Here is a 23,313-nt window from a genome sequence, read left to right as displayed (position 1 = left end):
GGTTTCGGGAAAGATCCAGTTATACAATAGGATAGGTATACCAAAGTATAACTATACCTAAGGTTAACTATACGAAGAGATAATTACGCCCCGGCGGCGCGGGTCATAGGATGAATGCGATTTTATCGGCGTGCCTTTCGCGACGATTTTAACCTTTAACCTCACTGGATAATCTTATGACCACTTCAAAGCTCGAAGTCTTAACCCCTGCCAACTGTCAGATCATCTTCATCGACCACCAGCCGCAGATGGCGTTTGGCGTGCAGTCTATTGACCGCCAGGTGCTGAAAAACAACACCGTGGCGCTGGCGAAAGCGGCAAAAGTGTTCAACATCCCGACCATCATCACCACCGTTGAAACCGAAAGCTTCTCCGGCAACACCTATCCGGAGCTGCTGGACGTGTTCCCGGGCCAGGACATTCTGGAGCGTACCTCCATGAACTCCTGGGACGACCAGAAAGTGCGTGACGCGCTGAAGGCCAACGGCAAGAAGAAAGTGGTTGTCGCCGGTCTGTGGACTGAAGTGTGCAACAACAGCTTTGCCCTGTGCGCGATGCTGGAAGGCGACTACGAAATTTACATGGTGGCGGACGCCTCCGGCGGCACCTCCAAAGAGGCCCACGACTTCGCGATGCAGCGCATGATCCAGGCGGGCGTGATCCCGGTGACCTGGCAGCAGGTCATGCTGGAGTGGCAGCGTGACTGGGCGCACAAAGAGACCTACACCGCGGTGATGGATATCGTGCGCGAGCACTCCGGCGCCTACGGCATGGGCGTGGACTACGCCTACACCATGGTGCACAAAGCGCCGTCTCGCCAGAAGAGCGAGCACCGCACTTTAGCGCCGGTCCCGGCACGCTAAGCCTCGTCGGCGGGCTGGTCCCTCATCCGGCTCGCCGCGCCTTTTTCTCTGGAGTTCTCAATGAGTACAGGGTTGATATCCCTCGCGGCAGGCGTATTGATTGGCCTGATGTACGCCGTGCTGAAGGTGCGGTCCCCCGCGCCGCCCGCGCTCGCGCTGATTGGCCTGCTGGGCATGCTGGCAGGCGAACAGGCGATGCGTCATCTTTTATCCCGCGATAATCCGGCTGCCGTGCAGGTGACGGTTCCCCACGTTCAACACCCGACCGGAGCGTCATCATGAAGGCCTGGATTATTTCGCTGGTGTGCGGGGTCGCGGCTGGGGTACTTTACGCCCTGCTCGACGTACATTCCCCGGCGCCGCCGGTCGTCGCGCTGCTAGGCCTGTTCGGCATGCTGGTGGGTGAACAGCTGATCCCCATCGGGCGTCGTCTGGTAAGCCGCGAACCGCTGACCCTGGCCTGGTTTCGTCATGAATGCGTACCGAAAATCAGCGGTACTGCGCCCCCCGCGCCCGCGAAGGAAAGCCGCGACGCGTAACGATTTGTTTGAGGAAAGACAGCATGACGCTGCCGTGGCGCATTGCCATCATCGATGACGAACGCTCTGTTCGCAGCGGGCTCAGTAATCTGCTGCAATCGGAAGGGTATGCTACCGATACCTTCGATTCGGCAGAGGTGTTTTTAAGCCACCCTCTCGCCCTGTCCGGCGCGTCGCTGGTGATCGCCGACATCAAGCTGCGCGGCATGAACGGCATCGAGCTGTTTGAAAAGCTGCGGTTGCTGGCCGCGCCGCCGCCGCCAATACTGTTTATCTCCGGCCATGCTGATGAAAATATGCAGCGGTATGCACTCAGTCTGGGCGCCGCTGCATTTTTGCGTAAGCCGATTAACATCGATATTCTGCTGGATCATATTCAGCGGGAGCTGACCCGCCGACAATAAGGATCGCGGATGAACGAACATACGTCGCCTGCATTTTGGCCCGCCCGGGGAAGTCTCCATGAAGGGCGGGCTTTTGTTCTGAAAGAGGATGTTATTTTTACCGTGCTGGCGCAGGAGGGCGGCATCTCCTGGATGAACGCGCGGCATCCCCAGTCCGGCGGTTCGTTTATTATTGCCACCGCGGTCAGCGATGAAGAAGAGGAGCGGGCAACCCGCCTGCTGAAGAACGAGTTTGCCCTGCGCGATCGGCTTCATGACGGCTGGGCCATCCGGCCCGTCGCCTCTACCCAGTACCGTGGACGTTTTGCGCTGGTCTACGCGCCGTTCTGCTTTGAACTGCTGGCGTGCCGGGCAGGTAAGGCGATTTCCGCGATCGGCCGCTTTATTGAGATGGCAATCCGCATCTGCGGTCCCCTGCGCCAGATGCATTTGCACAACCTTATCCACGGCGATATCAAACCCGGGTCGATCTTCGTTCACCATGACGCCACCTGCCGTCTGTGCAGCTTTGGCCTCGCCTGCGGCACCTCCGACGCGTTCTCCCAGACCCGGCTTGCCGCGTATGGCGGCACGCCCGCCTACATGTCACCGGAACACACCACCCGTACCCGGCGCGCCGTCGACAGCCGGAGCGATCTCTACAGCCTGGGTATCGTGCTGTATGAACTTCTGACCGGGCGATTACCGTTTGAACTGAGCGCGGATGACCAGACCAGCTGGGCGCATTACCACATTGCCTCTGAGCCGCTTGCGCCGGGCCGGGTGCGCCCGGACGTCCCCGGCATGCTGTCGACCATCATCCTTAAGCTGCTGGAGAAGAATCCGGAGAACCGCTATCAGACCGTCGACGGGCTGATTGCCGATCTCAGGCGCTGCCAGGCGACGCTGACGGTTGAAGGCGAAATTGTCGACTTTATTCCCGGCCAGCAGGATCGCTCTCCGGCGATCCATCTGGCCGATTCGCTTTTTTCCGCTCATCCGCAGGCCAGCGACGTCATCGCCGCGTTTGAGCGGGTTAGCCAGAGCGGTGCGCCGGAACTGGTTACGATTGGCGGACCGTCGGGGATCGGCAAATCTTCCGTGATCGCCACCACGCTGAAATCGCTGCAACAGCGCAAGGTGCTGCTGGCGGTGGGCAAGGTCGATCAATATTCCCCCACGCTGCCCTACGGCGTGCTGAGTTCGGCGTTTCGGACGCTCACGCTGCACCTGCTCGGGCTGCCAGCCGGGGAGGTGGCGACGTGGAAAATCCGCCTGACGCGCGCGCTGGAAGGCTACGAGGAGCTGGCCGTCAGCCTGGTGCCGGAGCTGAATTTACTCCTGGAGAACAAACCGCGTTTCTCAGCGGATACGTTTTCCATCGACGCGCGGGCGCGCTTCAGCCATATGGTGCTGGCGCTGGTGAAAACCTTCACCACCCAAGGGACGCCGCTGGTGCTGCTGCTGGATGATGTGCAGTGGATCGACGTCGCCAGCCTGCAAACGCTCGATCACCTGCTGCGTACCTGCGGCGCCATTCCGCTGCTGGTGGTGGTGGCGCACCGCGATCTCAGTTTGCTTTCTGACCCCAGCTTGCAGACCGCGCTGGCGAGCCTGCCGGAAGCGGCGCAGCACGCCACGACGATCGTTCCGCAGCCGCTGTCGGTGAAGGCCGTGGCGCGCTGGCTCGGAGGAATTTTTCATGCCCGCAGCGCCGGCACCACCGATCTTGCCGCGCTGATCCACGAAAAAACCGGCGGCAACCCGCTGTTCGTGCAGGAATTTTTCCGCCGCATCGTCGATGACGGGCTGGTAGTGCACAACAAATATCAGGGTAAATGGCATTACGATCTTCAGGCGATCCGCGCCCGGCACTACACCGAAAACGTGGTAACGCTGGTGCTGGAACAGCTCAAGGAGATGCCTGACGAAACGCGCCGTCTGCTGGGCAGCATCGCCTGCCTCGGCTGCACGGGCGAGCTGGAGATGCTGTGCCGCGTGGTGGGGCTGTCTGCGGCGGAAATCCGCTACGCGCTTCACCCGGCGGTGACCGCTCAGCTGATTGTGCTGACGGAAAAAGAGTACGCCTTTACCCACGATCGGGTGCAGGAAGCCGCCTTTGCCCTGCTGGATGAGGGCGAGAAAAGTCATCTGCACCTGACCACCGCCAGCCTGCTGGCGGACGCCGCGCGCCAGGCGGCAGGCAATGAGCTGCTGTTCCGCGCGGTTCACCACGTCAGCGCCGCGCTGGACTGCATCCAGCCTGCGCCGCAGCGCCAGAGATTCCGTGAGCTGAGCCTCCAGGCCGCGCGGCGTGCGAAGCGTACCGGGGATTACCTCTCCGCCCTGAGCTATATCCAGACCGCCAGAGCGCTGGGGAATGCGGGTCCGGTCTCGGACTTTATGCTGGATATCGAAGAGGCGGGCTGCGAGTTTGCGCTCGGGCACCTGGAGCGTACGCGCGCGCTGTGCGATACGATCCTCGGCTCACCGGGCGGGCTGACGGAGAAAGCGCTGGCGGCGAACCTGCTGGCGGAAGTCTATATGCGCCAGTCGGAGATCCGCCTGGCGCTGGAGGCCTCGTTGTGCTGGCTGAGCGTGTTCGGGATCCAGGTCAGCCGCTACCCGGAAAATGCCGATTGTGACGAGGCCTGGCAGCAGTTCTGCGAACGCATCGCCGACGCGCCGCAGAACCCGTTTTCTCAGCTGACGCTGATGAAGAATGCAGAGACTGAAGCGGTAATGAACCTGCTTTACAGCGCCAGTATCTTCGCCAGCTTTACCTGCCCGCGGCTGCACTTTTTACTCCTGTGCCGGATGATGCATCTCACGCTCGACCACGGCATTACCGGAGCATCCACCACGGCGATGGCCTGGTTTGGCGTGCTGATTGGCCACCGCTACGCCGAATACCGTCTCGGGTTTGAGTACGGCACGCTGGCTCGCGAGCTGGTAAACCGCCACGGCTATGATGCCTATGAAGCCAAAACCCTGCTGCCGCTCGACCAGCTCAGTGTCTGGACCCAGCCGCTGTCGTACACTATCGAGTGCGCGAAAGCCTGTTTTACCTCAGCGGTAACGCACGGCGACACGACGATGGCCTGCTTCGCAGCCTGTCATCAAATCATTAATTTCCTCTCCCGGGGCGATCATCTGGACGGCGTGCTGACCAGCATCGATCGCGGTCTGGCCTTCGTGCGTAAAACGGATTTCCAGGACATTGAAACCGTTCTGCACATTCAGCGCCGCTACGTGGAGTTTTTACGTACGCCGGTGACGGGCACCTGGAGCGCCGCCCAGGCGCTGCCTGACGATCTGCTGCCCGCACCGCCGGAGCAGGCGCCAGAGCAGACGTCGACCATGCTGTTCTGGTACTGGCTCTATCGCGGGATGGCGCACTTTACCTGCGGCGAATATGCCGACGCGCAGGCGGATTTAGAGATGGCGGGCTGGTATGCGTGGTCCGCGCCGGGCCATATCCATCTGCTGGATTACCATCTTTACAGCGCGCTGGCCCTCTCGCGCCAGCTCACGCCGGAGACCTTTTCGGCGGATTATCGCCGCAGCATTCATCACCATTACGACAAAATTGCCCTCTGGGCGCGGATCAATCCGGGCACGTTTGCCGATAAAGAGGCGCTGATTTACGCCGAAATCGTCCGTCTGGACGGCATGAACAGCATCGCGCTGGAGCAGTATGAAAAGGCGGTGCGCCTCTCGCGGGAGGGCGGGTTTAACCCGATCAATGCCCTGGCGCACGAGCTGGCGGGGCGTTTCTCGCTGGCCTGCGGCTACCCGACCGCCTCCGACGCCCATTTCCGCGGGTCGATTGCCGCCTGGGGCCGCGCCGGGGCGCAGGCCAAGGTGCGCCAGCTGGAGCAGGATTTCCCGCACTTGCTGGCCTCCGGACAGAGCCGGGCGTATGAGTCGGTGGCGTTCGCCCAGGACGAGGTGATCCGCGATTTACAGAGCGTCATCAAAGCCTCGCGCGCCCTGTCCGAAGAGATTAACCTCGAACGCTTAATCGAAAACCTGATGACGCTGCTGCTCGAACGGGCCGGGGCGCAGCGCGGTCTGCTGCTGCGCGTCAGCGATAATCATATACCGGAAATTGAAGCCAGCGCCTGGACCAGCACCGACGGCGTGCGGGTACGCATCGTGAAAGAGTCACCGATGGCGACGGACATGCCGCTGTCGGTGCTGGCTGCGGTGATCCGCACCGGGCAGGAGATCCGCACCGGCAAGCCGGAGGCGTTCCACCCGTTCAGCCAGGATCCGTACCTGGTGACGTCCGGCGCCGCGGTGATGTGCGTGCCGATGTTCAAGCAGGCGCGGTTGGTGGGCGTACTCTATCTGGAAAACCGCCTGATGCCGGAGGTGTTTACCGCCGAGCACTCGCGCGTGGTCAGCCTGCTGGGCGCGCAGGCGGCGGTTTCGCTGGAGACGGCGCGGCTTTACGCCGAGCTGCTGGCGGAAAACATCCACCGTCGGCGCGTGGAGAAAGAGCTGCGCGCCAGCCAGACGTCCCTCATGCTGGGCGAGCAGATCAGCCACACCGGCAGCTGGCGCTGGGAGCTGGTGCAGGATCTGATGTTTATCTCGGAAGAGTACGCCCGCATTCTCGGCCTGCCGGAACAGCAAAAAATGCTGTCAATGGCGGAGTTTTTGACCTACGTCCATGAGGACGACTATGGCCGTATTGGCGCCCTCGTTAACCAGAGCGTGCGCGACGGGCTGTCCATGCGCGCGGAGTTTCGCATTATCCGCACCGACGGCTCTGTACGCTACATTCTGGGGATTGGCGATCCGGTGGGCGTCGGCAGCGAGGTGAACGAGTATTATGGCATCATCACCGACATCACCAGCCAGCGGGCGGCGGAGGATGCGATGCGGGTGGCGCAGGCGGATCTGGCGCGGGTGTCCCGGGCCACCACCGTCGGGCAGCTGACCTCCTCGATCGCCCACGAGATCAACCAGCCGCTGATGTCGATTGTCTCGAACGCCGGGGCGAGCCTGCGCTGGCTTGGCCGCGATCCGGCGCGGCTCGACAAGGTGCGCGAGGGGCTGGAGGAGATCGCCGCCGAGGGCGAGCGGGCGGGGGAGATCATCCGCAGCATTCAGTCCCTGACCCGCAAGCAGGATCCCACGCTTACGCGCATCGATCTGCACTTCCTGATCCACCACATTATTATGCTTTCCCGCAGCGAGCTTGAGCTGCGACACATTAGCGTTGATTACCTTTTAAACGCTCATGACAGTTTTATCATTGGCGACAGCGTGCAGATACAGCAGGTGCTGCTTAACCTGGTGATGAACGCGGTGGAAGCGATGGCGGAGATAAAAGATCGCCCGTGCAGCATCACGATCTCCACCGCGAACTGCATTGAAGGAAAGGTGATCTTCGAGATTGCCGATACCGGCAGCGGCATTGAGCCGGAGCTTACCGAGCGGATCTTCGACTCGTTCTACTCCACCAAGGCGCAGGGAATGGGGATGGGGCTGACCATCAGCGCCAGCATCATTGAGCGGCACCGGGGAAAACTGAGCGCGCGCCGCAGGGAGCCGCACGGCACGGTGTTTGCTTTCGCGCTGCCGCTTGCCGGCCCGGAGGCGTAAGGGTTATTCCACGGTTTGGCTTTGGGTCAGGCGCTCGACGGCCCTGACCAGCTCGGCCACGGAACGAACCTGCATTTTCTCCATCACCCGGCGGCGGTGCACTTTTACCGTTATCTCGCTGACGCCCAGCTCGGCGGCGATCTGCTTGTTGAGCTTGCCGATGATGGCAAGCTCAAGCACCTCACGCTCGCGCGGGGTGAGGGACATATGGCGCTGCTTCAGGGCGTAGTGCTCTTTGTTGCGCACGGCGTTGTTTTCCGCCAGCTGAAGGGCGGATTCAATGGCGTCGAGCAGCGCGCTGGATTCGACGGGCTTGGTGAGAAATTCATAAGCCCCGCCTTTAATGGCGCGCACCGACATGGGAATAGTGCCGTGGCCGGTGAGAAAAATAATCGGGATCTCGCGCCCGCTGTCTTTCAGCGCGTCCGCCACTTCAAAACCCGAGATGGCGGGCATTTGCATGTCGAGGATCACGCAGGAGGGCAGATCGTCAAAGCGATGTTGAAGAAACGTCTCTGCCGATGAAAAGCCGATGGCGTTCAGGCCCGCTGATTCCAGCAGCCCGATTACGGACTGCCTGACTGGGTCATCGTCATCAACCACATACACAATGTGTTCCATTCACCGCCCCGGTGCTGATTTAAATGTCGAGGATGCAAACAGTCCCAACGGTGGCGTAAGAGACTGTTTATGCTGACTTTCATCTTAACACATTAAATATCATTATCATTTAACAATATGATAACCATATGAAGTATAGCGAGCCGGGGCGGGGGCAGTGAAGGAACGAAACGCTGTTTTTATGCACCGACAAGCTCAATGCGGTTGCCGTCCGGGTCCGCGATCACCGCTTCATAGAAGCCGTCCCCGGTCATGCGCGGGGCGCTGAGCAGCGTGCCGTTTGCCTGTGCCCGCTCGGCCATGCTGTCCACTTTTGCCTTGCTGCCGACGTTGATGGCGATATGCGCCCAGCCGATAAACTCCGGGTGCGACGGGGCGTCGGGCAGGTCCGGCAGCGTCATCAGCTCAAGGGTCGGCCCGTCATCCAGGGTAATAAAGTGGGATTCAAACCCTGGGCGGTTTTTGCTGACGTAGCGTTCGTTACTGCGGGCATTAAAAACCGTTTCCCAGAACTGAACTTGGGCCTCAAGGCTGCGGGTCCAGAGTGCGACATGTGCAATATTCATTGTAACCCTCGTTGTTTGTATTGCGCGGTTATGCAACATTATGCGCATTGATACTCGATTAAAAATCACAAAGGACTTTCAATGCTCGATTATGCAGCTTTTCCTGAGCAGCGACAAGAGCGGATCCGACAGATCCTTCAGGAGAGCGGAAGGGTGATCTGTACCGAGCTGGCGAGCCAGATGAAGGTGTCCGAGCACACCATTCGCCGTGATTTACATGAACTTAGCAAAGAAGGCTATTGCAAAAAGGTCTATGGCGGCGCGGTGCTTCAGCTCCCGGATGCGGGCAGTTTTTTCAGCCGCGAGCAGAAAATAAGTGCAGAAAAGCACACAATCGCGCAGAAAGCTGCAACGCTGGTTCAGGCGGGCGGGTGCATTTTTATCGACGCGGGGACGACAAATCTGGCGCTGGCGAAAGCCCTTCCGGCGGATCTTAACGTCACGGTGGTAACCAACTCCCCGGCGATTGCCGCGGAGCTGCTGCATCATCCTCTGTGCGACGTGATCGTCACCGGCGGGCAGATCCAGCGAGCGTCCGGCGGAACGGTTGGCGCCACGGCGGCGAACCAGATCCAGGGCATTATCTTCGATCAGGCCTTTATCGGCGGCTGTGCGATGGATCCTGAGACGGGGCTTACGGGGTTTGATTTTGCCGACTGCGAGTTTAAAAAAGCCGTGATTGCCCAGAGTACCCAGACCATTGTGGCCCTGACCGCAGACAAAATTCCCGGCGTAGCGCGCTTTGTGGTAGCGAAGAGCCGCGACATTGATGTGCTGGTGGTAGAAGAGAGGATAGAACAGGGCGTTTTTGACGCGCTGGCGGCGCAGGATGTTCGCATTGTGTGTGCCTGAGGACTTTCACGGGTAAAACAGGCTACACTCTGGTTTTGAGCGCTAAATGCTGAGGACGTAACAATGCACTACACACTGAAAGAAAGCGACAAAGACAAAGCGGAAGGGTCAAGCGGCGCGGGCGCTCTTCAGCAAAAACTGCTGGAATCCCGTTCGATTGTCATCTCCGGTGAGATTAACCAGGAGCTGGCCCAGAAGGTCATTACCCAGCTGATCCTGCTGCAAAGCGTCAGCAACGATCCGATCAAGCTGTACATCAACAGCCAGGGCGGCCACGTGGAAGCGGGCGACACCATCCACGACTTCATTAAGTTCATCCGTCCGGAAGTGCACGTGATCGGCACCGGCTGGGTGGCGAGCGCCGGGATCACCATCTTCCTGGCGGCGAAAAAAGAGCACCGCTACTCGCTGCCGAATACTCGCTTTATGATCCACCAGCCGCTGGGCGGCGTGCGCGGTCAGGCGACGGATATCGAGATCGAAGCGCGCGAGATCATCCGCATGCTGGAACGCGTGAACAAGCTGATTGCTGACGCCACCGGCCAGCCGCTGGAGAAAGTAAAGAAAGACACTGACCGCAACTTCTGGATGTCGCCGGCGGAAGCGCTGGACTACGGGATTGTGGGCAAGCTGATTACCCATTATGACGAGCTGAACCTGGATTAAGTTTTAGCCCGCGCGTGCGTCGGGTGACGGCTTCGCCATACCCGACCTACGCGCGCTCGTTTGACCCATGACAAGTTCCCCCCCAGCCGTCTCCCCTATAATCGCGCCTGTTTACCCTCTCACTGGTGCTAACCATGGCGTATCAACTGAACCTGAACTGGCCGGAATTTCTTGAAAAATACTGGCAAAAACAACCCGTTGTGCTGAAAAATGCCTTCCCGAATTTTGTCGATCCGATTACGCCGGACGAGCTGGCGGGTCTGGCGATGGAGCCGGAAGTCGATAGCCGCCTGGTAAGCCATGCCAACGGCAAGTGGCAGGCGAGCAATGGTCCGTTTGAGCATTTCGATAACCTCGGTGAAACCGGCTGGTCCCTGCTGGCGCAGGCGGTGAACCACTGGCATATGCCCGCCGCTGAACTGGTGCGTCCGTTCCGCGTGCTGCCGGACTGGCGTCTTGATGACCTGATGATCTCCTTCTCCGTTCCGGGGGGCGGCGTGGGGCCGCATATCGATCAGTACGATGTGTTTATCATCCAGGGGATGGGCAGCCGTCGCTGGCGCGTGGGTGACAAGCTGCCGATGCGTCAGTTCTGCCCGCATCCGGCGCTGCTGCATGTCGATCCGTTTGAGCCGATCATCGACGAAGATCTTGAGCCGGGCGATATCCTCTATATTCCGCCTGGATTCCCGCATGACGGCTTCACCCATGAAACCGCGCTCAACTACTCCGTCGGCTTCCGCGGGCCGAACGGCCGCGATCTGATCAGCAGCTTTGCTGATTACGCGCTGGAAAACGATCTGGGCGGCGAGCACTACAGCGATCCGGATCTGACCTGCCGCGAACACCCGGGCCGCGTCGAGCAGTATGAACTCGATCGTATCCGCCAGATGATGATCGACATGATTAGCAAGCCGGACGATTTCACGAAATGGTTTGGCAGCTTCGTCTCCACGCCGCGTCACGAGCTGGATATTGCCGCCGCCGAGCCGCCGTATTCAGCGGAAGAGGTGCTCGACGCGCTGCAAGGGGGCGAAACGCTCTCCCGCCTGAGCGGGCTGCGCGTGCTGAACGTCAACGGTAGCGTGTTTATCAACAGTGAACAGCTGGAAACGGCGGATATGAACGGGGCAGACGCGCTGTGCCGCTACACCGAGCTCGGCCAGGCCGAGCTGGGCGACGCGCTGAATAATCCGGCGTTTGTGGACGAGCTGACCGGATTGATTAACCAGGGCTACTGGTTCTTCGACGAGTAACAGCAGGCGGCGTTTAGTCAGCCTAAACGCCGCTACGTTCAAACCAGCATGTTACACGCCTTCCAGTAGTTCAAAAGCCGCTCGTCGTCGCGCTCTTTCTCCGCTTTGATTTTCATCGCCTGGGCCAGATTCTCTCGCGATACCTCATGGCCTTTTTGCACGATGTCTAAGACCGCTTCACCAAGAGCCAGCGAAATTTCTGCCCGATTATTGTTGCGAATCGTCATAAATACCTCCTCGTTGGTTGCGATAATTTAATTATGAACGGGAAATAATCAGCCGGTAATAATTCATCTCATTCTTATTTTTTCAATTCGGCGTTAAATAGACATAATATTCCATTCTGTCAATGATGTTTCAAAATGCTAATAAGCCTTTTAAGCCTGAATTTATGCGCTACAGTTAATTTCGTGCAACAGGCAAATAACCGAAACAGGAGAATGATTATGGTAGATAAAAGCGCAATTAAGGATCACACTCAGGTTGTCGCCAGCTGCGGAACGCACGTCGGGGTTGTGGACCATTTAGACGGCGAGCGTATCAAGCTTGCGAAGAGCGACCCGGAATCGGGCGGCAAGCACCACTTTATTCCTCTCGGCTGGGTCGATAAGGTCGAAGATAATAAAGTTGTCCTGACCAAAAACCATAAAGAGGTTTTTGCTGAGTGGCAGGAAGCATAAAATATATTTCTCGATAAGAAATATACGCCTTCGCTCCGGCTTTGTCCGGAGCGTAATAGTGTCTGCGCCCGGTGATTGCTGATATGGCAAAGGGATGGTACTGTTTTGCCTGACCTTTCCCCGATGCAGGCCCCGAATTATGCTCCAGAGTGAAAATAGATCAGCGAAACGCCTATTTTTTGTTGAAGATTTTCAGATATTCGGCGAGCGCTACGGCATCGACTACCGTTTCCCGCTGTTAAAAGGGGAGCAGGTCAGCGGCAGCCCGGTGTTGCAGGGGAATGTGGAAGAGATAACGCTCTCGTCCGGCATTTCGCTGACCCACTCCGACGTGCATGTATTACAACCCTACGAAACCACATCCCGCCAAAGCAGCCCGCTCTATATGCTGGTCGTCCTGGAAGGGTGCGTCACGATCGCGCTCAATGGCATCGACTATCACGTTTGTCCCGGCATGGCGTTCAGCGCCCGTCTGAGTGAGGAACAGGTGATGAGCGCGCGTCACGACGCCGACAGCTCGCTGAAAACGCTCTCGTTTGGCGTGTACCCGCATGAAGCCGGGCGTGAAGCCCTGCTTGAGTCGCTGCTGCTGGAATGGCAAAACCTGAATACACCCACGTTTGTCTGGCACGTTCCCGAATTTGTTATGTCAGGTATTCAGCATGCGCAGCAGCAGAGGGGAAGCGTGCTCGCGCGTAAGCTGCTGCTGGAGGGGCTGATGTACCAGCTGCTCGGCCACGGCCTGAACCAGCGCCAGCAGCCCTGCCCGAGCCGCCCTGAGTATGCGCGTCTGGAACGCGTGCGGAGCATGCTGGAACAGTCTCCTGAACGGGATCATACTCTCGCGCAGCTGGCGGCCCTGGCTGCAATGAGCCCAAGCAGCCTGCGCAGCAAGTTCCGTCAGCGCTACGGCTGCACGCTTTTCGATTATCTCCGCGACTGTCGCCTTGCGCTGGCGCGCCGCTATCTGCTGGAGGGCCACAGCGTGCAGCAGGCGGCCTGGATGTGCGGGTATCAGCATGCCACCAACTTCGCCACCGCGTTTCGTCGTCATTACGGGATTTCACCGGGCGACGTGCGCAAACTCCGCTAACGTAATTTCGCCCATCGCGCGAACGCATCCCGTGCGGTTTAGCATCGCGCATACGTAACCTGGCGGCGCGCATAGCCGTTTGCACTCTCAAAAAGGTAATAATTCTTATTAACAATAAGAAATATCTCTGGAGAGGGTTATGTTTGCTAAATCGCGTCTGGCACTGCTGGTGGGATGGGTTACCGGTAGCGTCGCTTTTCCTTTACTGGCGCAGGATGCGCAAAAAACTGACACCGTGGTGGTGACCTCGCAGATGCAGTCTGCGGCCACCAAGCTTGAAACGCCGGATATTGAAACTCCGCAGTCGGTCTCTATCGTCACGCGCGAGCAGTTCGAAGAGCAGGGCGCAACCAGCGTGCGTCAGGCCGTGAGCTACACGCCGGGGGTCTACAGCAACCAGATTGGGGCGTCTAACCGCTTTGACTACATGGTGCTGCGCGGCTTCTCTGACGGCAGCCTGGACAACGTCTACCTGGACGGCCTGAAGATGATGGGCGACACCAACTCCCACAGCTCGCTGGTGGTTGATCCGTGGTTCCTGGACAGTATCGAAGTCGTGCGCGGCCCGGCCTCCGTGCTCTATGGCCGTTCATCGCCGGGCGGGATTGTGGCGCTTACCTCCCGTAAGCCGTCGTTCGATCCGGGCGGGGAGATCAAGCTCTTTGCCGGGAACAATAGCCAGCGTGGGGCGATGTTCGACGTCACCGGCCCGGTTGATGATAACGACCGCGTGGCGGTGCGCCTCAGCGGGATGACCCGCTATGCCGATTCCCAGTTCGATCCGCTGAAGGAAGAGCGTTATGCGCTGATGCCGAGCCTGACCTGGCGTATCACCGATAACACCCGTCTGGATCTGATGGCCTACCTGCACCGTGATCCGGAAGGCGGCAGCCACTCCGGCCTGCCGTATGAGGGCACCGTTGTGCCGCACAGCGGGAAGAAAATCTCCAACACGTTCTTTGAAGGTGAAGACGATTACGACAAGTACGATCGTCGGGAAAACATGGTCGGCTATAACCTTGAGCACCTGTTTGACAGCGGCTGGTCCGTGCGCCAGAAGCTGCGCTACCTGCACACCAAAGTGGAGCTGAACCAGGTGTATGCCGCAGGCTGGCTGAATGACACCGAGCTGAACCGCGGCTATTCCGGCTCCGACGAGAAGATGAACGCCATCACCCTGGATAACCAGGTCGACGGCAGCTTCGACACCGGGGCGGTAAACCACCGCGTGCTGATCGGCATGGACTACCAGGACCGCACCAACAACGTGACCGGCTACTATGGCGGCTTCCCGCCGATTGACGCCTTCCACCCGGTTTACGGTGCGAAGCCGGATTACATCACCCAGTACAGCAGGGAAAAGCATAAGCTTCGCCAGACCGGTTACTACCTACAGGATCAGATGTCCGTTGACCGCTGGCGCCTGACGCTCGGCGGGCGTTACGACCAGGTGAGCGTGTCGAACGTCGACAACTTCAACCACACCCGCAGCGATCTGGATAAAAACAACTTCAGCAGCCGCGCGGCGCTGCTGTATCTGTTTGATAACGGCGTTGCCCCGTACGTGAGCTACTCCACCGCCTTTACGCCGACCAGCTTTGCCGACGAGCAGGGCAATATCCTGGATCCGATGAAGGGCAAGCAGTGGGAAGCGGGCGTGAAGTATGAGCCAGAAGGGATGAACAGCCAGTTCAGCGCCTCGGTGTTCCGCATCAACCAGAAGAACATTGCCACCAAAGAGGAGCCGACCGATCCGTACCGTTCCATCGGTGAAATCGAATCTGAAGGCGTTGAGCTGGAGGCGATTGGTCAGCTGACCGACAGCCTGCGCATGCAGGCGGCGTATACCTACACGGATATTCGCTATAAGAAGAGCAGCCCGGAAGAGGAGGGCAAGCGCGCCGTCTATGCCCCGCGTAACATGGCCAGCACCTGGCTGAGCTACGACGTCAAAACCGGCCCGCTGGACGGCCTGACCGTCGGCTCCGGCGTGCGCTATGTCAACGGGATCGCCAGCGATCGCCAGAACACCCATACGCTTCCGTCGTACACGCTGGTGGACATGGCCGTAGGGTATGACCTGTCGAAAGTGGGGCTCACGGGCGTGAGCGCGCAGCTGAACGTCAATAACCTGACGGACAAAAGCTACGTTGCGGCGTGTAACTCGCTCTCTTACTGTTATTTCGGTGCAGAACGCAGCATTGTGGGCAGCGTTTCGTGGAAGTTCTGAGTCGTTGATTTTGCCGGGTGGCGGCTTCGCCTTACCCGGCCTACTCTCCCCCGTAGGCCCGGTAAGCGTAGCGCCACCGGGCAAAAAAACGTACTAGTCCTCCATCGCAATCACAATCGCTTCACCCATCTTTTTCAACGCCTCGCGATGCTTATCCGTCGGCGGCAGCGCCACGTTGATCCGCAGGCAGTTGCGGTACTTCCCTGATGCGGAAAACAGCGACCCGGCCGCCGCCTGGATCTTCAGCCGACACAGCTGCTTGCTCACACACACCATATCCACCGTCTCCGGCAGCTCAACCCACAGCAGGAAGCTTCCCTGCGGGCGGGTGACGCAAATCTCCGCCGGAAAATACTGCCGCACCCAGCAGGTGTAGGTTTCCATATTCTGCTGATAAATCTGGCGCATACGGCGCACGTGGCGATGGTAATGCCCGTCGCGAATAAACGCCGCCACCGCCATCTGCGTGCCCGGCACGTTAAACCCGCCCGCGGCGTACTTCATGTGCATCACCCGGTCGTAATAGCGGCCCGGGACAATCCAGCCGACGCGCAGCCCGGGCGCCACGGTCTTGGTAAATGAGCTGCACAAAATCACGCGGCCATCAATGTCCATCGAGTGAATGGTGCGCGGGCGCGGGTACTCCGCCGCCAGCTCGCCGTAAATGTCATCCTCCACAATCACGATATCGTGCCGCTGGGCGAGGGCTAAAACCTGCTTCTTGCGCGCTTCCGGCATGATAAACCCGAGCGGGTTGTTGCAGTTGGGCACCAGGATCACCGCCTTGATCGGCCACTGCTCCAGCGCCAGCTCGAGCGCCTCAATGCTGATCCCGGTCTCGGGATCGGTAGGGATTTCAATTGCCTTGATGTCATACCCGCGCAGCATCTGCATGGTGCCGTGAAACGACGGGGACTCCACCGCCACGATGTCCCCCGGCTTACACACCGAGAGCAGGGCTATCGACAGCGCGCCGTGGCAGCCGTTGGTGATGACAATCTCGTTTGCCGCGACGGTAGAGCCGCCGTCCAGCATCAGGCGGGCGATCTGTTCGCGCAGCTCAAGGCGGCCATCGAGCACGTCATAGCTCAGCATCTCGCTCGGGTTATGCTGCGCAAGGCGGCTCATCTCGCGCCACAGGGGCTTCAGGCTTGGCTGGTTGATGTCCGGCGAGCCGCCGCCAAACGAAATCATCTCTTTGTCGGCGCGGGCGTCCAGCAGCATCATCACCTCATCCCACTGGGTGACGTCCACCGGGCGCTGCACCGGGCGCGTCATCGCTGGGACGGGCGGCTGGGCTTTGCGTTTCGAGACAAAATAGCCGGAGCGCGGCTGGGGGGTGATCAGCTGAAGGTTTTCGAGGATCTGGTAGGCCTGCTGTATGGTGCTGATACTCACGCCGTGCTCCTGGCTCAGCGCGCGCACCGACGGCAGACGCTCGCCGCTGCGATACAGCCCTTGTTCAATGCGTTCTGCCAGAAGGTTGGCGAGGTGTTGATAGCGCGTCATGCTGTATCCTTTATTTTCACCATACAGATTGTTAAACCAGTACAGATTGCCGCAAAAAACGGCATGCAGATACCGTTTTAGCGGATCTGTATGTTAAACAAAAGTTGTTTTTGCATCTGTATTGCGCAGGCCGATTTCCAGGATGATAACTCCACTGGCACAGTGAGGAGAGCATCATGGAATTCTACGAGAACCGTTCAAAACGTCCGTTCGTCGTGTTTGTCTGGATCGGCAAAACGATCCGCAACTGGTATCGCATCAACCGAACCCGCCGCATCCTGAGCCAGATGAGCGACGAGCAGCTCAGGGACGTAGGGTTATCGCGACATGATGTATAACGCGGATCGTAGGCCGGGTAAGGCGCAGCCGCCACCCGGCGATGTTTAGCTCAACAGTTCAAGCGTCTGCCGTTTCGGCCTTTCCAGTAAATCCACCGCCTCCTGATACGTCCGCACGTTGTTATAGCCCATCACCAGCCCGTAGCGTTTGCCCGAGCCGCGATACCACGCCGAGAGGGCATTTACCTGGAGCTGGTGTTCCTGCCAGCAGCGGGCGATCTCCTGGTCCGCGCTTCCCTTTGCGAGAAACGCGACAATATGCATCCCGCCGTCGTTTTGTTCGGTGAAGAACAGGTCACCATAGACCTCACGCAGGGCGGCTATCATCCAGTCGCGGCGGGTCTGATAGAGGGCGCGCATCTTCTTGAGGTGGCGAAAAAAATGCCCCTCGTTGAGAAACGCGGTGAGAATTTTTTGCGTCAGGATTGGCTGGCCGCTGGTGAGGATGTCCGCGCAGTCGGTAAACGCGTCGACAGTGCTGGCGGGCATCACCACGTAGCCCATGCGCAGCGACGGCATGATGGTTTTACTGAAGGTGCCCATAAAGATCACCCTGTCATGCTGGTCGAGGCTCTTTAGCGACGGCAGCACCTTGCGGGTGTAGTGAAACTCTCCGTCGTAATCGTCTTCAACGATCCACGCCTCGTTCTGGCTGGCCCAGTCGAGCAGCTGCTGCTTGCGCGGCAGGGAGAGCGTTACCGCCAGCGGGCTCTGGTGCGACGGGGTGACGATGGCGAAGCGGGCATCGGGGTGATTGCGCAGCAGGTAGTCCGTATCCATCCCTGCGCGATCGACCGGCACGGTGTGAAGGCGGGGCACAATCCGCTTGAGCAGTTGCTGGCCCATAAAATAGCCCGGATCCTCAAACACCACCTTGTCGCTGCGGCTGGCGAGCGTGTCGAGGATCAGGCGCAGGCTGCCGCTGTAGCCGCTGGTAATCAGCACCTGTTCCGCGGTGCAGGATAACCCGCGCGAGATATTCAGGTAGCGGGCAATCGCCTCGCGCAGCGGATACCAGCCCAGCACCGGCGGATTGAGCATTTCATCCTGACGCATGGCGCGCGTCGCCTGGCCCGCCAGCAGCAGCCATTTTTTGTAGGGGAAGCTGTCGAGCGCGGGAATGCCGGGACGCAAAAAACCGGCCCGTTCGCGCTGGCTAATCAACGACGGTGGCAGCGTGCCGGTCGCTTGTTCTGCGGGGGCGTTTTGCGCGGGCAGCAGAAGATCCGGGTTCACCCGCGTCCCGCGCGCGCCCTGGCTTACCAGATACCCTTCTCCCGTCAGAATGGCATAGACCGTTTCAACGGTTTTTCGCGCGACCTTCAGCTCTTCCGCCAGCACGCGGATGGCAGGCACCTTGTCGCCGGGCTTCAGCACGCCGCGCGTGATGTTATCGCGGTAGCGGGTATAAATCTCGTGATAGCCCGGCTTCATGTCCTACCTCATTTCATGTTTTTTGTGTCTTTTTACTATGTCATTAACGGCGTAGATTTGCCTCATCGCATGACAAAAACGGCAAAAAAAGAGGAAAGACAATGAGCACTCGCGTAAACCACCACAAAGCCACACCTGCACTCGCCAACGCGCTTTCCGCCCTGAGCATGGAAGTGGCGAAAACCTCCATTGACCCGGCGCTGAAGCACCTGATCGACATTCGCGTGTCGCAGCTGAACGGCTGTACCTTCTGCCTGGATATGCATTCGAAAGAGGCCAAAATTGCCGGCGAGCGCGAGCTGCGCCTGTACCATCTGGCGGCATGGCGCGAATCCCCGCTGTTCAGCGCCCGCGAGAAAGCCGCGCTGGCCTTCACCGAAGCGCTGACCCAGATTGGCGTACACGGGGTAAGCGACGCGCTGTACCGCAGCGTGGCGGAGCACTTCTCGGACGTGGAGATTTCAGAGCTGAACTTCGCCATTGTCGCGATCAACGCCTGGAACCGCCTGGGCATTACCTCCCGCATGGAGCCGGGCTCGCTGGATGCGGCATATGGGCTGAATAAGGCTAATCTGGAATAATCCCGATAACGTTGCGCTTACCGGGCCTACAGTGCGGCCTGATCCCCTCACCCTAACCCTCTCCCCAAAGGGGCGAGGGGATTAATCCGTGCATATCATTCAGCCCACACTCAGTGGGCGAACTCTCTTTCGCAATTCCTGCGCTTTAACTTCTCGTTTCTTGATACTTACCCTGATAACTATTATCGTAATGGCGCATTACGAGAGGATTCCCCATGCGTGAAGAAGATCTGTTTAGCCGCAGGCCGATGGGCATGCGGATGGCGATGATCGTGCGTCAGTGGCGCGCCGTCATCGACGACGCCATTCTCGACACCGGGTTAACCCAGTCGAGCTGGACGGTGATGATGCAGCTTCATCAGCTCGGGGATAACGTCTCGGTCAGCGAGCTGGCGGAAGTGCAGGGTATCGAACTGCCCCCGCTGATGCGCACGCTGACGCAGCTGGAAAAGCAGGGTTATCTGCTGCGCACCGTCTCGCCATACGACAAGCGTATCCGGCTGCTGACGCTGACGCCCGAGGGCAAAGCCATCCTTGAAAGGCTTACTCAGGTGATCGAGACGTTTCAGGCGCGCGTATCGCAAAACATCGCGCCGGAACATATCGACATTTTCAGCGCCACACTCAATCAAATCGCCTGCAATTTGCGGACAATCCGCGAAGAAGATAATAAGACCGAAAAATAATGACTCCTGAACAAAAGTTTGCCCGCTGGGTAAGGGTGAGTATTGCCTCTTTCCTGCTGATGTTTGTCTACTTTATCGTCGCGGATATCTGGATCCCGCTGACGCCGGACTCCACCGTGATGCGCGTGGTGACCCCGGTGTCCGCGCGCGTCTCCGGCTATGTGGCGGCGGTACATGTCCACAATAACAGTCAGGTCAAGAAAGGCGATCTGCTGTTTGAGCTCGACCCCACGCCGTTTCGCAATAAGGTCGAAGCGGCGCAAATCGCGCTGGAGCAGGCGCGTCTGTCTAACGATCAGCTGGATGCGCAGATTGCCGCGGCGCAGGCCAGCCTGAAAACCGCCGTGCTGACGGCGCGTAACGACAAGGTGACCTTCGACCGCTACCAGAAACTGAGCACCTTGCAGAACGTGTCGCAGGCGGATCTGGATAAAGTCCGCACCACCTGGCAGAGCAGCGAGCAGTCCGTCAGCTCGATTCAGGCGAATATTCATAACCTGCGCATTCAGCGCGGCGAGCGGGACGAGCACCGTAACGTGACGCTGCAAAAATACCGTAACGCGCTGGATGACGCGGAGCTGAACCTTGGCTGGACGAAGGTCTACGCCGAGGCGGACGGTACGGTCAGTAATTTGCAGCTAAGCCCCGGTTTTTACGCCTCGTCCGGTTCGGCCGCGCTGGCGCTGGTGAACACCCAGACCGATATTGTGGCGGATTTCCGCGAGAAGAGCCTGCGTCATACCCACCAGGGGACCGACGCCGCCGTGGTGTTTGACGCCTTCCCGGGGCAGGTCTTCCGCGCCCACGTGACCAGCAGCGACGCGGGGATCCTTGCAGGCCAGGAGGCGGTGAACGGCCAACTCTCTGAACCGGAAACGTCCAACCGATGGGTGCGTGATGCCCAGCGTATGCGCATTCACGTGGCGCTGGATGAAGCCTTACCGAAGCCGCTGCCGACCGGCGCGCGCGCCACCGTGCAGCTCTATAATAGCGAAGGGCCGTTTGCGCGATTCTTCTCCGGAATGCAAATCCATCTGGTGAGCCTGCTTCACTATGTCTATTAGCACCCTGGCGCGGGTCTTTACCCCGCACGGCAACATTGTCTACACGGCAAACGACTTTCGCCAGACCCTGCGCATCGTCTTCGCCGGGATGATTGCGCTGAGCATTTCGAGCTTCTACAACACCAGCTACGGCGTGTTTTTCGTGGTCTACCCGATCATGCTCCTCTCGCTGGTGCCGGTATTTAACCGCCACGTGGCGAAGCAGTTTATCTTCAGCGCATCGCTGAACTGCGTCGAAATGGTGATTATCATCGGCTATTTATCGCAATGGCCGATCATTATGACGCTGGTGGTGTTCGCCCTGTACGTGATGCGTTTTCGCTTTATGAGCAAGGGGCCGCTGTTCCTGTTCGGTTCAATGGGCGTGGTATGCCAGAGCGTGATGCTCAACTTTATGAGCTACCCCACCACTAACTGGCACACGCTTTTGTTCTCTAACATCGAAGCGAGCGTGATGGCGGTGTGTCTGAGCGCGCTGATGAATTACCTGCTGCCGGACGTTGAGCCGCGTAAGCCGCCGCCGCTGATCGAGAAAAACGATACCCGCGTGCGCCACGAGTCGCTGCTCTCCGGCACCGTGGCGACGCTGATTTTCGTGGTTTTCCAGATAAGCGATCTCAGCGATTCCCTGTCGGCGCTGATGGCGGGCATTCTGATCCTGTTCCCGATGCACTATCGCGGCTCGGTGATCAGCTCTATCTGGCGCGTGGTCGGCGTGGTGCTGGGGTGTCTCTATATCCTTGTCGTTCAGCTTATTCTGTACGATCACAGCAGCCATATGCTGCTGATGATGCCGCTGATCGGCCTTGGGCTGGCGTTTGGGGCACGTCTGCACGTGATGGAGAAGGTCGGCGCCGGGGTAGGCTTCGCCAGTATTACCACCATCGGCATCATGTTCGGACAGAACATGCACCCGGACAGCGACCTGGTGTTCAGCGATCTGTACCGCATCACCTCCGTCACCTTCGCGCTGGTGGTTACGCTGACGATGGTCTTTCTGGTGCACCTGATCCTGAACCGCTTCGAGGCGACGCGCTACGTTATCGCGCCGCCAAAAGCGGATTAGTGCGCCAGCACGGGGGGCAGTTGCGAGAGTAAAAACAGGATCAGGCCAATCGTCCCGCCCACTAATGTGCCGTTGACGCGGATAAACTGTAGGTCTTTGCCTATGTTAAGCTCGATCTGACGTGACATATCTTTGGCGTCCCAGCTTTTCACCGTGTCGCTGATATGGCGCGTCAGGAACGCCGCAAAATCCGGCGCGACGCGGTGCGCCGCCTGCTCCAGATGCTCGTTCAGCGACGCGCGCAGGCTGGCATCATTCGATAGCGTCTCACCAAACCACAGCCCGGCGTTGGCAATGCGCTGCTTCACGCGCGAGTCCTCGCTTTGCATATCCGCCTTTAGCCACTGGCGAAGGTCGGCCCACATTTCACCCAGATAACGGTTAAACGCTTCATCATTCTTCAGATAGTGCTTGATGTTGTCGGCTTTGGCCGCCATCTCCGGGTCGTTTTTCAGGTTGTCGATAAGCTTCAGCGTGGCGCGGTCGAACGCCTTGCGGATCTGGTGCGTGCGGTCGTGGCTGATATCGTCCAGCAGCGTGTTCACCGCGTTCGACACCATCTCTGCGCTCTGATCGCCCAGCCACTCGGTGGGCAGCACCATTGCCTTGCGGGGGTGCTCGGTCTTCAGCCAGTGGACAATCTGGTCAGAGATAAACTCCCGCGTGCTTTCCCGCTGAATCAGCGTAATCAGGCGGTTGATGATGGCGTCCAGCAGCACCTGATGGCGGTTGTTTTTAGTCATGCTTTCCAGCATCACGGCGCTGGTTTCGGTGAAATCGACCTTGTCGATAGCCTTATGCACCGCGCGTTTGAGCAGGCGCTGAATGCGCCCGTCGTCGGTCAGCTCAAGAAAACCGCTCATCACCTGCATCAGATGCAGCCCGACGCGCTGGGCGTTGTCGGGCTTGCTGAACCAGGCACCGATCATCTGCGCCGGCTCGTAGCGGCGAATTAACGCGACCAGCGACTGGGTATCCAGAAACTTCTCCTGCACGAACTGGCCGAGATTGTCGCCAATCCGGTCCTTATTGCGCGGGATGATTGCCGTATGGCGTGAAATGAACGGAATGGGCACCCTGCGAAACAGCGCGACGACGGCAAACCAGTCCGCCAGCGCGCCGACCATTGCCGCCTCGGCAATGGCCTTCACGCCGCGTACCCAGAAGGTCTGCGGCAGAAACAGGGTGGTGATAAAGGCCGCAGCGGCAATCAGCAGCAGCGACAGCGCAAGAAGCTTGGCGCGTTTGAGTTCAGCTATTTTTTCCATGG

22 protein-coding genes are annotated in these 23,313 nt (G+C 59.1%); 16 read left to right on the top strand and 6 right to left on the bottom strand.

Annotation, left to right across the window (positions count from 1 at the left end; all coding sequences use genetic code 11):
• The first annotated feature begins 176 nt into the window (after positions 1-176).
• The 5 genes from INF58_RS02280 to INF58_RS02260 are packed head-to-tail and all read left to right on the top strand — an operon-like array spanning position 177 to position 7,401.
• Positions 177-863 (top strand): hydrolase, encoded by a 687-nt coding sequence (locus tag INF58_RS02280; RefSeq protein ID WP_023315321.1) that lies wholly within the window; start codon positions 177-179, stop codon positions 861-863.
• 60 nt (positions 864-923) lie between these two features.
• Positions 924-1,145 carry a DUF1427 family protein gene (locus INF58_RS02275; RefSeq protein WP_003863054.1) on the top strand — a complete coding sequence of 74 codons (222 nt, stop codon included), beginning with the start codon at positions 924-926 and terminating at the stop codon, positions 1,143-1,145.
• The gene (locus INF58_RS02270; RefSeq protein ID WP_003863056.1) at positions 1,142-1,402 is read left to right on the top strand and encodes a XapX domain-containing protein; all 261 of its coding nucleotides are present in this window, start codon (positions 1,142-1,144) and stop codon (positions 1,400-1,402) included. Before INF58_RS02275 ends, INF58_RS02270 begins: the two co-directional genes overlap by 4 nt.
• Before the next feature lie 23 nt (positions 1,403-1,425).
• Complete coding sequence (locus INF58_RS02265; protein ID WP_045894247.1) at positions 1,426-1,806, top strand: response regulator transcription factor; 381 nt, start codon at positions 1,426-1,428, stop codon at positions 1,804-1,806.
• Positions 1,807-1,815: 9 nt separating this feature from the next.
• Positions 1,816-7,401, top strand: coding sequence for an ATP-binding sensor histidine kinase (locus INF58_RS02260; RefSeq protein WP_193526907.1), 5,586 nt, complete (start codon positions 1,816-1,818; stop codon positions 7,399-7,401).
• A 3-nt stretch (positions 7,402-7,404) separates the two neighbouring features.
• Here the strand turns inward: INF58_RS02260 and INF58_RS02255 are convergent, their stop codons facing one another.
• On the bottom strand, positions 7,405-8,022 hold the full coding sequence (locus tag INF58_RS02255) for a response regulator transcription factor (RefSeq protein WP_193526906.1): 618 nt from the start codon (positions 8,020-8,022) through the stop codon (positions 7,405-7,407).
• 179 nt (positions 8,023-8,201) lie between these two features.
• A complete protein-coding gene (locus INF58_RS02250; RefSeq protein ID WP_193526905.1) occupies positions 8,202-8,588 on the bottom strand; it encodes a VOC family protein in 387 nt (128 codons plus the stop codon).
• Positions 8,589-8,669: 81 nt separating this feature from the next.
• Between INF58_RS02250 and INF58_RS02245 the strand changes: the two genes are divergently transcribed.
• The 3 genes from INF58_RS02245 (at position 8,670) to INF58_RS02235 (ending at position 11,362) form a co-directional block, all read left to right on the top strand.
• Positions 8,670-9,440: a DeoR/GlpR family DNA-binding transcription regulator gene (locus tag INF58_RS02245; protein WP_112792165.1), complete on the top strand. Its 771-nt coding sequence runs from the start codon at positions 8,670-8,672 to the stop codon at positions 9,438-9,440.
• Between the two features lie 63 nt (positions 9,441-9,503).
• Positions 9,504-10,106, top strand: coding sequence for an ATP-dependent Clp protease proteolytic subunit (locus tag INF58_RS02240; protein ID WP_131636625.1), 603 nt, complete (start codon positions 9,504-9,506; stop codon positions 10,104-10,106).
• A gap of 134 nt (positions 10,107-10,240) precedes the next feature.
• The gene (locus tag INF58_RS02235) at positions 10,241-11,362 is read left to right on the top strand and encodes a cupin domain-containing protein (RefSeq protein WP_107534619.1); all 1,122 of its coding nucleotides are present in this window, start codon (positions 10,241-10,243) and stop codon (positions 11,360-11,362) included.
• Positions 11,363-11,400: 38 nt separating this feature from the next.
• Here the strand turns inward: INF58_RS02235 and INF58_RS02230 are convergent, their stop codons facing one another.
• On the bottom strand, positions 11,401-11,589 hold the full coding sequence (locus INF58_RS02230) for a hypothetical protein (protein WP_047363975.1): 189 nt from the start codon (positions 11,587-11,589) through the stop codon (positions 11,401-11,403).
• 219 nt (positions 11,590-11,808) lie between these two features.
• Between INF58_RS02230 and INF58_RS02225 the strand changes: the two genes are divergently transcribed.
• From INF58_RS02225 to foxA, 3 genes are all read left to right on the top strand, one after another.
• Positions 11,809-12,042, top strand: coding sequence for a DUF2171 domain-containing protein (locus INF58_RS02225; protein WP_003863067.1), 234 nt, complete (start codon positions 11,809-11,811; stop codon positions 12,040-12,042).
• A gap of 139 nt (positions 12,043-12,181) precedes the next feature.
• Complete coding sequence (locus INF58_RS02220) at positions 12,182-13,135, top strand: AraC family transcriptional regulator (protein WP_193526904.1); 954 nt, start codon at positions 12,182-12,184, stop codon at positions 13,133-13,135.
• Positions 13,136-13,256: 121 nt separating this feature from the next.
• The gene (gene foxA, locus INF58_RS02215) at positions 13,257-15,365 is read left to right on the top strand and encodes a ferrioxamine B receptor FoxA (protein WP_193526935.1); all 2,109 of its coding nucleotides are present in this window, start codon (positions 13,257-13,259) and stop codon (positions 15,363-15,365) included.
• A 93-nt stretch (positions 15,366-15,458) separates the two neighbouring features.
• Here the strand turns inward: foxA and INF58_RS02210 are convergent, their stop codons facing one another.
• The gene (locus INF58_RS02210; protein WP_193526903.1) at positions 15,459-16,874 is read right to left on the bottom strand and encodes a PLP-dependent aminotransferase family protein; all 1,416 of its coding nucleotides are present in this window, start codon (positions 16,872-16,874) and stop codon (positions 15,459-15,461) included.
• A 176-nt stretch (positions 16,875-17,050) separates the two neighbouring features.
• On the opposite strand from INF58_RS02210, the gene INF58_RS02205 reads away from it, so the two are divergent.
• Positions 17,051-17,212: a DUF1127 domain-containing protein gene (locus tag INF58_RS02205; protein ID WP_107534623.1), complete on the top strand. Its 162-nt coding sequence runs from the start codon at positions 17,051-17,053 to the stop codon at positions 17,210-17,212.
• A 45-nt stretch (positions 17,213-17,257) separates the two neighbouring features.
• Here INF58_RS02205 and INF58_RS02200 read toward each other — a convergent pair whose 3' ends face one another.
• The gene (locus tag INF58_RS02200) at positions 17,258-18,646 is read right to left on the bottom strand and encodes a PLP-dependent aminotransferase family protein (RefSeq protein WP_193526902.1); all 1,389 of its coding nucleotides are present in this window, start codon (positions 18,644-18,646) and stop codon (positions 17,258-17,260) included.
• Positions 18,647-18,747: 101 nt separating this feature from the next.
• Between INF58_RS02200 and INF58_RS02195 the strand changes: the two genes are divergently transcribed.
• From INF58_RS02195 to INF58_RS02180, 4 genes are all read left to right on the top strand, one after another.
• The gene (locus INF58_RS02195; protein WP_010427243.1) at positions 18,748-19,227 is read left to right on the top strand and encodes a carboxymuconolactone decarboxylase family protein; all 480 of its coding nucleotides are present in this window, start codon (positions 18,748-18,750) and stop codon (positions 19,225-19,227) included.
• 215 nt (positions 19,228-19,442) lie between these two features.
• Complete coding sequence (locus INF58_RS02190; RefSeq protein ID WP_063867344.1) at positions 19,443-19,913, top strand: MarR family winged helix-turn-helix transcriptional regulator; 471 nt, start codon at positions 19,443-19,445, stop codon at positions 19,911-19,913.
• Positions 19,910-20,977, top strand: coding sequence for an HlyD family secretion protein (locus tag INF58_RS02185; protein WP_107534625.1), 1,068 nt, complete (start codon positions 19,910-19,912; stop codon positions 20,975-20,977). The genes INF58_RS02190 and INF58_RS02185 overlap by 4 nt, the downstream gene beginning before the upstream one ends.
• Entirely contained in the window at positions 20,967-22,043 is a 1,077-nt protein-coding gene (locus INF58_RS02180) for a DUF2955 domain-containing protein (RefSeq protein ID WP_193526901.1), read from the top strand. The genes INF58_RS02185 and INF58_RS02180 overlap by 11 nt, the downstream gene beginning before the upstream one ends.
• Here the strand turns inward: INF58_RS02180 and INF58_RS02175 are convergent.
• Entirely contained in the window at positions 22,040-23,311 is a 1,272-nt protein-coding gene (locus INF58_RS02175; RefSeq protein WP_193526900.1) for a DUF445 domain-containing protein, read from the bottom strand. The genes INF58_RS02180 and INF58_RS02175 overlap by 4 nt on opposite strands.
• Between the last annotated feature and the right edge of the window lie 2 nt (positions 23,312-23,313).

Origin of the sequence: Enterobacter cloacae complex sp. P24RS, assembly GCF_014982165.1 — a bacterium.
In the GTDB taxonomy this organism is placed as follows: Bacteria; Pseudomonadota; Gammaproteobacteria; order Enterobacterales; family Enterobacteriaceae; genus Enterobacter; species Enterobacter quasihormaechei.
The sequence above is the reverse complement of the archived record's forward strand: the minus strand, read 5'-3'. Positions and strand labels throughout refer to the sequence as shown.